Consider the following 12,175-nt stretch of genomic DNA (forward strand, 5'->3'; position numbering starts at 1 on the left):
TTTTTATAAAATTAAGAGAATTGTCAAGTCCAGGTGGGTCAAAAAAGAAGGGAAATATTCAGTACCAATTAGTGGATACTGTCAAACTTAGGTTTTAATTGAATTGAAAATAGAGGAAGTTTCATTTATTATATAGCAATCCATTGTCGGATATATCCAATGAAAAAAGGATTTGGCTAACAGTTTTTAACTTTAACTCGGAAACAGCACCTCAATAAAGACTTACGATAAGCAAAACTTATCGGCCCTGTAAAGTGCTAATTCTCAAGCTGCAAATCTTCAAAGCTGCAAAAGATTACAGGTAAAGAGAAAAGTATATTCCGACTATAGTGTATTTTAAAAAAGTAAAAGAATTAGTCCGCTTGAGCAAAGCGAAACGGACCTCATGCGGTTGCGATTACATCGCAACTCCCAGGAAATATCAAATTTCCTGTGATCCCAATACGAAATTTGGGCGCTTAATATCTGCGGTTTTCTCTGGGTGTCCTGTGGTTAGGAAGACAGTCCCTGCAGTAAACAGGTCTTTCTGGGTCAGGTTTGAAAGGCACTTCTGTCTCAGCTTTACAGTCTGAACAGGTTGTCTTGTGCATTTCTCTAGGAGCGCCGAAATTGTTACCACCGAAGTTATTTCTGTCATTAAAAGCCATATTTGTTTCACCTTTGTTTTAGTTTTTGTTAATAGTTTAAAAATAAGATTGTATAGAGCTCTTTGTTTAAAAACAAAAATTGGTTTTTTAACAACAGATGAGTATACTTCTCTTTATTTTCAATACATCTACATCGCACTTCTAATATATAACTGTATCTATCCAAATGATGACACTCTCTCAACTAAAAAAACACTTTATATCCAGAGTTTGCAGAAGAGATTTCTGAAAACCGCCTGCAGAAAAGAGATCTATGAGCTAATAAAAAAAGCCATTTCACTCTTAATTTTAAAAAGTTTTCAGGACTGTTTTTATGATAAGAAAGTCGATTAATGCTCTTTAGATTTACGAATTAATATTTACCCTTATTAGGGCGAAAGAAGGGCTAATCCCTATCATTTCAATGGTAATATACAGCCTTTACAGGGAAACAAGAAGAAATCAAAAGTATTTGAAATTGTTAAAAGTATCTGGAATTGTTAAAAGTATTTAAAATTGTTAAAAGTATCTGGAATTGTTAAAAGTGTTTGAAATTGTTAAAAGTATCTGGAATTGTTAAAAGTACCTGGAATTGTTAAAAGTACCTGGAATTGTTAAAAGTATCTGAAATTATTATTACTGACCGGAATCCCCCAACACAACCCCTAAATACCCTCACCCCCCTTGGTTTATCAGATTGCCATGGTTGACAGATCACATTCTCGTATGCGGTACGAAAACATTGCAGGAGCACTCCTATTCATTGCAGGCGTGCTGGCTTTCCTCGGGATTATCACGGCTGAGACGCTATATCCCGGGTACAGCACTTCGCAGAACATGATAAGCGACCTGGGTGCAACCGATCCGCCCAACAGTATTATAATACAACCATCTTCAACCATCTTCAGTGCTGCAATGGCTTTAACAGGCCTCTTAATCGCCTCTTCTGCATACTGCATTAACCGCGCGTTCCGGAAGCGAGAAGTCACTGCTCCTCTGGCCTTATTCGGGATCGGAGTCCTGGGAGTCGGGATCTTCAACGGGAGCTATGGGGATATACACGGAATTTTTACACTGATGGCTTTCGTTATGGGAGGCATATCCGCAATTACAAGCTCCAGGATCGAGAGGGCACCACTTAGCTATTTCTCAGTCATACTCGGAGGAATCGCACTTTTGGACCTGTTTCTTTACTACATCATGGGAGAGGCAAGCCCTTTTTCAGCCTTTGGGCTCGGAGGGCTTGAGCGGTGGATAGCATATCCGATCCTGCTCTGGGTCACAGGTTTTGGAGGGTACCTGATAGGACATTCGAGAGCATAAGAATGGGAGCTTTGCTCAAGAGGGCCAATTTCGGGTAATAAAGTGAGTTTCGCTCAAGCAGACTAACTTATGGACAAGTAACGTTACTTTTCTCCTCGCACAGGAGGACTAAATTACATTATTTCTAATCCATACAACGGTACTCGCTATACTGAGTCTTTTTTGTCCCGCTCGACACAGGAGAGCGGTCTTTCCCAAAATGAAGAGAAGAGAAGAGAAGAGAAAAGCCCGGGAAATAAAAACAACTGAGAACACTTTTGAGTTAGAAAGAACGAGAACCAAACGGGTCAAATCTGCAGAAATTTCGATCTCATCTCTTTTTCAGTCTCATTTCTCTTTCAAATAGTTTTGCTTTCATTTTTCCTTTTGGGAAGGGCCGCCAGACAAGCTGGCGGAGGCGTCTGTATCGCCTATGAATTAAAAAACAGTCCTCGGGGAATAAAAGGAAAATATTCTCTCTATCCCGGGGATATTTCCTTCAATATCTGTCTCTCTTAATTTCAGTGCCGTCTTTTGGATCTCTTTTTATCGGACTGACGGCTGGCTCAGTCCCATTGCAGCGGAGGGAGAAAAACGAAAAATATCCTCCGCGGCTCTGGAAGAGATCTCCCAGTTTATGAGGAAAAACTGGAATTTTGGTTAGGCATTATTTATATCATTAAAATAAACGACATCATTACATAGCCTTTTAATTAATTTTTTTTCGTGACTTACAACCAGTACTCCGATATTCAGCTCTTTGACTATATCCAGAACTATACTCCAGATTTGGGCTTGAGTAATGGCATCTACCATTGTAGTTATTTCATCAGCGATTAAAAATTTAGTTTCAGGGCTTAAAGCCCTTGCAAGGGCAAACCTTTGAAGTTCTCCTCCGGAAAGCTCATTTGGCCATCTGTTAAGCCAGCTCTTTTTTATTCCGAATGAATCTAAAATATCCTGTGGAACAATATGTCCTTCATTTAAAATGTCTTTCATTTTCCATTTAGGGTTTACAGCTTTTTCCGGGTGTTGAAAGACTAACTGGACCGGGTTATATCCTTTTGAGGGAATTTCTTTTCCGTCGATACTTACATTTCCCTGATAGTCATTTTCGTAACCAGCCAATATTTTACAGAGGGTTGATTTACCACTTCCGCTGTCTCCGATTAGACCCAGTACTTCCCCACTACCTAGAGATATATTCACATTATTTAAAATCAAATTGTTTCTTTTATACCCGAAACTTATATTTTCGCCTTTAAGACACATTATTGCACCTCACCACTCCTCCGTTGATAGTTTTAAATTGAGGGATGCCTTTAGAGCAAAGCTCATTCTTTTTGGAACACCTTTCATAAAATATACATCCATCAATGACTTCATCCTGCATTGGTTGATGGCCTTTAATTGCCAGGAAATTGTTCTGGGGAAGGGCATTCCAGAGTGCCCGGGTGTATGGGTGCCTTAAATTTTCCCCGTTATTTTTAAAATCTTCAACATTAGCTACTTCTAAAACCGTACCTGCATAGAAGATTGCAATTTTATCAGAGATTTTTAATGCAGCTTCTATATCATGAGTTATAAGTATCACTGCACATCCTTTATTTGCCATGTCTTTGAAGTAACTCAAGGTTTCATTCAAAGTTTTTTCATCCAGACCCGGAGTTGGTTCATCTGCAATTATGAGCTTTGCGGAACTCATTACGGCAGTGGAAACCAGAACTCTTCTGGTCATGCCTCCTGATAACTCATGGGGGAACATTCTATCAACATCTGGTTTTAAATCATATTTCTGGAAAATTTCTCTCTGGACCTTCTTCATCAAGCCTTCATTTTTCTCTTCAACACATCCTATTACCTGATTGGAGATCCTCATTAAAGGGTCCAGGTAGGTTGTGGATTGAGGGATCAGAGCTATTTCTTTTCCCCTGATTTCTTCTTTTATCTCCTGAGTGAGTTTCTTGCCATTGTATTCCATATTCACATCAAGTTTCGCGTTTGAAGGTAAAATCCCTAAAATTGCATGTGCCAGAAGACTTTTACCAGACCCGCTCGAACCAACAACGGCTAAAATTTCACCTCTGTAAGCTTCTATGCTCAAATTGCAGATTACTTTTAACTCAGTTTGCCTGAGTCCGGAAGCATATTGAATGAAAGAAAGGGAAAGGTCTTCTACTTTTAATAGAGCTTCAGTCTCCTTCTTTTCTTTAGCATTTATTTCAGTTTTATTTCTCATATTTCCCATATTCCACACCTTTTAAATCTAAGATCTGTACTTACCATTCAGGCAAAAAATATCTCAACCGATACCCGGTGAAATTTACTCATGTGAACTTTACTCGTGAGCATTTTTTGGGTCCATCAGCTTTCCTAAATTTTCTCCAATCATATCAAATGCCAGGACTACAATTAACAGGGATAATCCCGGAAAGAAAGCAAGCCACCAGTATCCTGCCGAGAGGTACTTCATAGACTCTGATAAAATGATACCAATTGCCGGTTCGTGGGGTGAAAGTCCAAAACCCAGGAATGTAGCTGAAGCTTCATGTAAAATAGCATGTGGAAACATTAAAATCGTGCCTAATAAAATTTGAGGAATTAAATGAGGCAGAATATGTTTTGTAGCTATCCACCATTTTGACTTACCAAGATTTCTGGATATATGGATATATTCCTGGGTTTTTAGCTGCTTAATTTCTGCTCTTACAACCCTTGTTAAGCCTGTCCAATGCGTTAATGCAACTCCAATAATGACTCCTGTTGCTCCGCCTCCGAATCCTATGGAAATAAGGATTATCAAAAGAAGGTGGGGGATTGAAAGGAATAAATCTACTAACCAGGCGATAAAGGAATCTGCGATCTTTCCTGTACTTGAGAGCAAGCCTAAAATTATGGCCAGTATAGTACTGATTGTAGAAGCAAAAGCTCCAATCATTATGCTTGAACCAAGTCCCTTTAGAGTTCTTATGAACATGTCCCTTCCCATCCAATCGGTCCCAAACGGATGTTCCGGGGAAGGATTAAGGTTTTTAGAGCCAAAATTAGTATGTAAAGATTCTTCGCCGAAACTCACGCTAGAAATCACAATTGCAAGCAATAAAAGGGACGTGAAGCCTATTATTAAAAGAGTCTTCTGCCTTAAATTAAATCCGCTGAATACTCCTTTGTTAACTGTTACAACAGCAGTACTCATATTGAGGCCTCCTGTTGTTTTATCCTGGGATCAACAAACTGGTATATAAGATCAGCAATTGCGTTTCCAAAAAAGACAAAGCAAGCACTAACAATAACTATTCCTAAAAGCAGTGGTACATCAGATCTCAATCCTGCTGCTACTGCAGCCTGTCCAATTCCGGGATAGGAAAATACCTGTTCAACCAGAACTGTTCCTCCAAACAATTCACTGAATCCTAAAAACTGTAGTGTAATAGCTGGAAGTGCAACGTTCCTAATTCCATGCCTTAATACCAGATTTAATCCTTTTTCACCTCTTGCCTTTGCAAATAATACATAATCACTGGATAGAACTTCTATTAATTTTTCTCGAGTAAACAGCGCAATTTGAGCAACTCCTAATAAACTCAAAGTTAGTGCAGGGAGAATTAAACGCAGAAACCAATCCAAAAAAGTCACATTTTCCGCAGTGACGCCTATTGGTACACTTAAACCTATAGGGAACCAGCCCAAATACACTGAAAATACCATTAATAGAATCAATGCCAGCCAAAAAGTTGGTGTGGCAGCTAAAACATAACAATAAGTTTTTATTGCCTTATCTATCCACGTTCCTTTCTTCATTCCCGCTACTATCCCTAAAATGAAACCTAAAATTCCTGAAAACAGCCATGAAGCCGCCATCAGAGCAAGAGAAGCTGTGAATCGTTCTTTGATTACATCAGTAACAGGTATTCTATAAATCAATGAAATTCCAAAGTTTCCTTTAAGAACATCTCCCGCCCAGTTCAAGAATTTTTCCTGCGGAGGCGTGTTAACTCCCCAATATTCTTCAAGTTTAGCTTTGTGCTCTGCACTCACTGGCATTTCTCCAATATAAGCTCTAACAGGGTCTATAGGCGAGTATTGAATGAGCATGAAACTTACAAAACAAACTAGAATCAAAAGACTTATCAACCGAAGTATTTTTTTTCCTATAAAGCCCGCTATTTTTTCATTGTCTAACACGCGATTCCCTCACATAATAATTATTTTATAATAGATTCATTTTAACATAGATACAAATATTATGAATAATTAGGAATAATCTGAAGAATTTTCATACGATTTTAAGTCGAAATAGATTGCACTATATTTTTCAAGAATTTCCCATCAAATTCCAGCCCCAAATAAAAAAGGTAAAAGGAGTAATATTTAGAACATCATTTTATTACGATGTTAATATCACTCACTTTAAGTCGAGCTGGTTGCATTTGTTCTTGTCCATTCGTAGATATTTCCTAAAATATCGGACCCAGCGTTTTTTTGTGGAGTTCCTATGTCTAAGGTTTCATCCACCGTATACAGATAATCCATTGTCACCAGCCATAACCATGTTGCATCTCCTGCAGGCCCGTAACCGGTCTTTCCATCATATGCGGCTAATTGCCAGTTTTTTGTAGCCTGGGCCTGGTCTGCGGATCTTAAAGCTGATTCTAAATATCCATCTACAACAGGATTATTGTAAAGCCCCGGATTCTTGTATGTATCATCTGCTTCTTTACTGTGGTATTGCATGTATAAATTGAAGGTATCTATACTGCTGTAAGCGTATAAAACGGCTGAACTGTATTGATTGGCATATATTTCATCCCAGTTTGTGCCGACCAGGTCTATTTTTATACCTAATTTTTTGGCCTGTTCACTTACAGCCACTGAAAGAGCTTGCCTTGTTTGGTCTGCTGAAGAATAGTATAGTTTAAATTCTGCTTTAGTTCCATCTTTTTCTCGAATTCCATCGCCATCGTTGTCCTTCCATCCTGCGTTTTCTAACATTATTTTGGCTTCTTCGAGATTTGAATCGTTGATTTTAGCTTCAGGGTTCCCAAAGTTTCGTTGATCTACTCCGGTGTATTCTACATCCCCTTTTCCATATATTACTCCGTCAAGTATGGCTTTTCTGTCGATACCTATGTTTAAGGCTTTTCGAATTGCCAGATCTGCTGTTACATTATTGCCTATGGGATCTCCCTGTAGACTTATTTCCCCTATATTATTCTGCAGGGGGAATGAAACTCCGAATGCTCTTGATGAGGGAAGAGACATTAAATTATATCCATCTATAGTCTGATTGGCATGGTTAATGTCGATTTCAGCCAGGTCTACATCACCGGACCTTGCAGCTGCAAATGCAGTTTCTTTATCCAGGAATAACATGGTTATTTTTTTGAAGAATGGTTTTTTTCCATAGTAATCTTCGTTTAAATTAAATATTGCCTGTTGACCTTTGTCCCACTGTATCAATTTATATGGTCCCGATCCAATTGGATTTGACCCGTAGGTTTCTTTTTTATATGCATGTTCTGGCACAATTCCAACGTATCTGAGTCTCCATATGAAGCTTGACTGGGGTTCTTTTAATTTGAATTCAACTGCAGTATCATTTATTGCTGCAGCATTTTCAAGATTACTCATATCCAGCTCTGAATTACTTCCAACTGCTGTATTAAAGGTAAATGCTACGTCTTCTGCTGATAATTTCTCCCCATCTGTAAATTTAACATCATCTCTTATATTTACAGTCCAGGTATTCCCATCAGAACTAACAGAGTAATCCGTAGCAAGGTCATTTATTATACTGCCATCATCAGCTGATTTAAAAAGAGTACTTTGTATCAATGGTTCAAAATTCACATGACCTGATCCCCATCCCATAAGCGGATCAAATCCTGCTTTTGGTTCCCCTGTATGCGAATATACATTTACGACCAATTCATCAGAAGCCTGGGACGTTGAGCTGTCTGACGTAGAACTGGACGTAGAGCCAGGCATAGAACTGATTATAACAATAGCCGCTATAATTACGATTATTGATCCTATAAGCAAATACTGCTGGTTTTTCTTAATCTGAACTCCTCCTCCATTTTAATCAACACACTGAATTATTTTTGCAAAAAGCCCTTTACCAGATTGTAATGACTAGAAATACTTTTTGAATAACACTTTCATAGATAAAAATATTACCAAAGTATTATTTTTTACACAATTATTAAGATAGGTTAAATTAAAACAATTTTACTATATATACTTTCCTAAAAGAAAGTGTTACTAAAACGTTTGTTTCATGGAATATCGTATCATTAAATGAGAGTTATTATTCATTTTAAGAGCATTTTAATCAGCTGCAGCTATTGGATGCTGAAAATAAGTATAAATTATGACGATTCCGGAAGATACCGGAAGGTAACGATATCAAAAGGTAACGATATCAAAAGGTAACGATATCAAAAGGTAACGATATCAAAAGGTATCGTTATCAAAAGGTAACGATACCAAAAGGTAACAATACTAAACAGCTTCCATTTCAAGATTGAGCAGCTTTTCAGAGTTTCATAAGATATTCAAAAGAAAAAAAATGGGATTTGAAATAGAAATTCAACTCCCTGTTTAATTTCCTGTGCGTTTCCATTCCAGAATGCTACCAAAGATATCTGCACCGTGAGGCTGTATTTTGGGAGTTCCGATATCCAGGTCGTCATCCATAATGAAGACATAATTAATGGTTGCCATCCACAGCCATGTAGCATCTCCTTTTTCTGAAAAGCCTGTTGTCCCATCCCAGGCAGCCAGCTGCCAGTTTTCATTGGCAGTATCCTGATCAAAACTGGTTATGGCTGTTCTCAGGTAGTTGTCCACAGCAGAATTGTTGTACATAATTACATTGTTGTAATTCGAAGGATCGTAGCTCTTGCTGTAGTATCTTAAGTATACGTCAGTTGGATCCAGCGAACCATAACCAAAGACTACCGGAGTTGAATGAACAAGGGTGTCAATTTCATTCCAGCTTTTACCCTCGACTTTAATGTTTATACCCAATTTTTTTGCTTCTTCCGATACCGAAACAGCTAATGCCTGCCTTTCCTGCGCATTGGAAGTATATAATAAAGTAAATTCGGCTTTTAATCCATTTTTCTCAACAATGCCGTCGCCATCGGTATCTTCCCAGCCGGCTTCAGTTAAGATTTTCTTTGCTGCTTCGAGATTTCCATCCTCAAAAATAGCTTCCTTATTTCCCCAGGGTAATTTATCCACACCCGTGAATTCCTCTTTGCCCTGCCCATTTAATGCTCCATTGATTAACGCCTGCCTGTCTATTCCGATGTTCAGGGCTTTTCTTATTGCAATATCAGAAGTTATATTGTTCCCGATTGCGTAGCCATTTTCAGTTTTTTCACCGGTATTTGCTTGCAGGGGAAAGCTTATTCCTCGAGCATCAATAGAATCAAGAGATACTATTTTCATTCCATCTACGGTTTGTTTGGCGAATGAAGCAGGAATTTCAGCCAGATCAATCTGTCCGGACCTGGCCGCCGCAAAAGCAGCGTCTGATCCCATAAAGAGCATGGTTATCTTTTTAAAGTACGGTTCCTGCCCATAATAATCCGGATTTGCTTCAAAGATTACCTGCTGCCCTTTATCCCACTGGACAAATTTGTATGGGCCTGAACCTATTGGATTTTGACCGTAATTTTCATCGTAAGCATGTTCAGGGACAATGCCAATAACTGCGAGTTTATTGATGAAGGTAGCCTGAGGGTCATTCAAGTCGAATTCAACGGTGTAACCTTCGATTGCTGCAGCCTTTTCCAGCATGGATAAATCCACACTGCCACTGGCATCTGCTGCCGTGTTAAAGGTGAATGCCACATCCTTAGCTGTTAAAGGCACTCCATCATGGAATTTAACGTCATCTCTTATTGTAACAGTCCACTTTAACCCGTCACTGCTAACCGTATAATTTGTAGCTAAATCGTTGATCAGATTTGCACTGCTGTCCTTTTTGAAAAGAGTGCTCTGGACCAGAGGTTCACGGTTATAACCCCAGCCGGTAATCGGGTTAAAGCCCACTTCCGGTTCTCCGCCGTGAGTCCCTACGGCTGCGATCAGTTCGTCAGACCCCTGGGAACTTACCAGTTCTCCAGACCCCCGGAATTCCATTTCCGCCGAAACCTGGGAAGCCGGGTCATCTAACGCAGAATCTGAAGCAGGACTGGACATCGAACTGACAACAACAACAGCCGCCATAATTATGACTATTGAGCCTATGAGCAAATATTGCTGGTTTTTCTTAATTTAAACTCCTCCTCGATTGATATTAGAGTCCGGAATTTTTTTGACATTAATTCCCGAACCAGTGTTTTAATGACTGGAAAGATTCTTTTTTTAGATAATACTTATATAACTAAAAATATTGCCAAAGTGTTACTTTTTAAGTAATAATTATAATTAGTTGAATAAAACCATTTTACTATATATACGTTTCTAAAAAAATGTGTTACGAATAAATGTATATTATGCAAGTTAGTATTACCAGATATGAGAATTTATTTTGTTGTAGGTTTTTAATTAGCTGTGGACATCGGATGCTGAAAATAAGTAGAAATTTTGGCGATAAAAACAAGAAAAATTGGATTGAAACTCAAAAGTCTGCATATTTCGCGATCAATAACAAAATTCTTTAGTAAAACCCACTAAGACAAAGATTGAAACTTATTATCTTTGCAAGTATCCGGTATGAAATTGAAGAAAACTGATTTTTCATTCTTTTGGATAGCAACATTTTACTCTACAATACAGTTTTTTTACGATTGCTTCTGAATTTTAACCCGAATTTGAGAAGTTCCACTAATTAATAAAGTGTTTTCGTACAAAAAACGAGTTGTAGCGGCACAGGCTCTTACGGAAAAAATAAAGAAACATCACAAATCAAAAAATGGCTCTTCGTTATTCCCTATAGATAAGAAGACTTTCAATTAAAGATCACGTTGGTTTTTATGAGGAGATCAATACAAAACAACGAAGTGCCCAAAAAATACAAGATATTACTTTTAATTGTGTAAAGAAAACAGAAGCATGAAACCCATTTATCCAGTAGAAAATGTATTCTTAGGTCAAATTAGGGTTTAAACTAAGTACCCGCAACAAAATAACCTATGCAACTCGTAATTAATTGGAACTTTGATTGGAGACCATGATAGTGAAAATCAAAACGTCCAATCGGGAATGTGCAGAGGTAGTTCTGTGCCGGAGCCTAAGGGTTTTTTTCTTCTCAATGACTGCCCTGTTTTCTTCTCAATGACTGCCCCGTAATGTACCACGTTTTCTTTTATTCGGCTTCGTAGAAACCGACCCTGTTCCAAAACCCAGTGATTTTTAATTTTACATTCCTCACTGGATTTTGGTACTGAGTCTAAAAACCTCTTAAAAAAAGATCTCAATTATTGAGATAAGTTCAGTATCTGCGGTTCTCAAATCTGGGTTTCCTGTGGTTAGGAAGACAGTCCCTGCAGTAAACCGGTCTTTCGGGATCAGGTTTGAAAGGCACTTCGGTTTCAATCCCACAGTCAGAACAGGTTACTTTGTACATTTCTCTGGTCGCTCCGAAACCTCCACTGTCACCGTCTCTTACCCTGAAAAGGTTTTTTCTGTCATTATAAGCCATTTTGTTTCACCTTGGTTTTAGTTGATAGTAAACTGATCCCCCAACTAATTTTATTCGCAAATCAGAAGTTTACTCTTCTCTGTTTCGTATGGGCCGAAAATAATTGCTCAGTTAGAAATTAGCCATGCTAAAAAACGAAACGTCGAGCATGAATGTGAGTTTCAACCGCAAACGTTTCTAAATTTTATACATGCCACTTCAACATTTAGAAAATGAATGTAAGTTCCTTACTCGAAACAGCGAAAAGCCTTAAAGTTTCAGAACTATTTTTTTGATCATAAACTCAATTAATAATTCAGAACACGAGATTCAGAGAAGCAATTTTGAGTTTAGGGACCAGTTCAATCAATAGTTTTAAAGTATAATTATATATAACTCTTTGGTTTAAATACCAAAATTGGTATTTAGCAACCGATGATTATACGTCTATTTATTGGAACATGATTTCCAGGGTATTGATGTTGATGGCATTGATATTGATTTTAAGAATGATGTGAACTACCACTCAGCTAAAGACTGAGTGGCTTCTTGGTTCATTCCTCCCTCTATTGAGGGCAAGTCCCCAAGCTCTTCCCCGCGTTCCGCAGGT

Annotated in this window: 9 protein-coding genes; 1 reads left to right on the top strand and 8 read right to left on the bottom strand. The window is 38.2% G+C overall.

The window, feature by feature from the left end; translation table 11 throughout:
• Positions 1 to 458 precede the first annotated feature (458 nt).
• The gene (locus EO93_RS04775; protein WP_048140677.1) at positions 459 to 647 is read right to left on the bottom strand and encodes a CxxC-x17-CxxC domain-containing protein; all 189 of its coding nucleotides are present in this window, start codon (positions 645 to 647) and stop codon (positions 459 to 461) included.
• A 705-nt stretch (positions 648 to 1,352) separates the two neighbouring features.
• Between EO93_RS04775 and EO93_RS04780 the strand changes: the two genes are divergently transcribed.
• A complete protein-coding gene (locus tag EO93_RS04780) occupies positions 1,353 to 1,949 on the top strand; it encodes a DUF998 domain-containing protein (protein WP_048161289.1) in 597 nt (198 codons plus the stop codon).
• 639 nt (positions 1,950 to 2,588) lie between these two features.
• Here EO93_RS04780 and EO93_RS04785 read toward each other — a convergent pair.
• The 7 genes from EO93_RS04785 to EO93_RS04815 all read right to left on the bottom strand — a co-directional run bounded on the left by EO93_RS04785 (position 2,589) and on the right by EO93_RS04815 (position 11,586).
• A complete protein-coding gene (locus EO93_RS04785; protein WP_048161290.1) occupies positions 2,589 to 3,200 on the bottom strand; it encodes an ABC transporter ATP-binding protein in 612 nt (203 codons plus the stop codon).
• Complete coding sequence (locus EO93_RS04790; protein WP_048161295.1) at positions 3,190 to 4,167, bottom strand: ABC transporter ATP-binding protein; 978 nt, start codon at positions 4,165 to 4,167, stop codon at positions 3,190 to 3,192. The genes EO93_RS04785 and EO93_RS04790 overlap by 11 nt, the downstream gene beginning before the upstream one ends.
• 99 nt (positions 4,168 to 4,266) lie before the next feature.
• The gene (locus EO93_RS04795) at positions 4,267 to 5,124 is read right to left on the bottom strand and encodes an ABC transporter permease (protein WP_048161291.1); all 858 of its coding nucleotides are present in this window, start codon (positions 5,122 to 5,124) and stop codon (positions 4,267 to 4,269) included.
• Entirely contained in the window at positions 5,121 to 6,113 is a 993-nt protein-coding gene (locus tag EO93_RS04800) for an ABC transporter permease (protein WP_048161292.1), read from the bottom strand. Before EO93_RS04800 ends, EO93_RS04795 begins: the two co-directional genes overlap by 4 nt.
• A 225-nt stretch (positions 6,114 to 6,338) precedes the next feature.
• Positions 6,339 to 7,916, bottom strand: a complete 1,578-nt coding sequence (locus tag EO93_RS04805) for an ABC transporter substrate-binding protein (protein WP_082107565.1) — start codon at positions 7,914 to 7,916, stop codon at positions 6,339 to 6,341.
• Positions 7,917 to 8,531: 615 nt separating this feature from the next.
• Positions 8,532 to 10,169, bottom strand: a complete 1,638-nt coding sequence (locus EO93_RS04810) for an ABC transporter substrate-binding protein (protein WP_235284113.1) — start codon at positions 10,167 to 10,169, stop codon at positions 8,532 to 8,534.
• A 1,207-nt stretch (positions 10,170 to 11,376) separates the two neighbouring features.
• Positions 11,377 to 11,586 carry a CxxC-x17-CxxC domain-containing protein gene (locus EO93_RS04815; RefSeq protein ID WP_048161294.1) on the bottom strand — a complete coding sequence of 70 codons (210 nt, stop codon included), beginning with the start codon at positions 11,584 to 11,586 and terminating at the stop codon, positions 11,377 to 11,379.
• Positions 11,587 to 12,175: the final 589 nt, after the last annotated feature.

This window comes from Methanosarcina sp. 1.H.A.2.2, assembly GCF_000979975.1.
In the GTDB taxonomy this organism is placed as follows: Archaea; Halobacteriota; Methanosarcinia; order Methanosarcinales; family Methanosarcinaceae; genus Methanosarcina.

Excerpts from the sequence above, each read along its gene's own strand:
- EO93_RS04780 (WP_048161289.1), top strand. The coding sequence starts at position 1,353 with ATGCGGTACGAAAACATTGCAGGAGCACTCCTATTCATTGCAGGCGTG.
- EO93_RS04790 (WP_048161295.1), bottom strand. The coding sequence starts at position 4,167 with ATGAGAAATAAAACTGAAATAAATGCTAAAGAAAAGAAGGAGACTGAA.
- EO93_RS04805 (WP_082107565.1), bottom strand. The coding sequence starts at position 7,916 with ATGCCTGGCTCTACGTCCAGTTCTACGTCAGACAGCTCAACGTCCCAG.
- EO93_RS04810 (WP_235284113.1), bottom strand. The coding sequence starts at position 10,169 with ATGGCGGCTGTTGTTGTTGTCAGTTCGATGTCCAGTCCTGCTTCAGAT.
- EO93_RS04775 (WP_048140677.1), bottom strand. The coding sequence starts at position 647 with ATGGCTTTTAATGACAGAAATAACTTCGGTGGTAACAATTTCGGCGCT.
- EO93_RS04815 (WP_048161294.1), bottom strand. The coding sequence starts at position 11,586 with ATGGCTTATAATGACAGAAAAAACCTTTTCAGGGTAAGAGACGGTGAC.
- EO93_RS04785 (WP_048161290.1), bottom strand. The coding sequence starts at position 3,200 with ATGTGTCTTAAAGGCGAAAATATAAGTTTCGGGTATAAAAGAAACAAT.
- EO93_RS04795 (WP_048161291.1), bottom strand. The coding sequence starts at position 5,124 with ATGAGTACTGCTGTTGTAACAGTTAACAAAGGAGTATTCAGCGGATTT.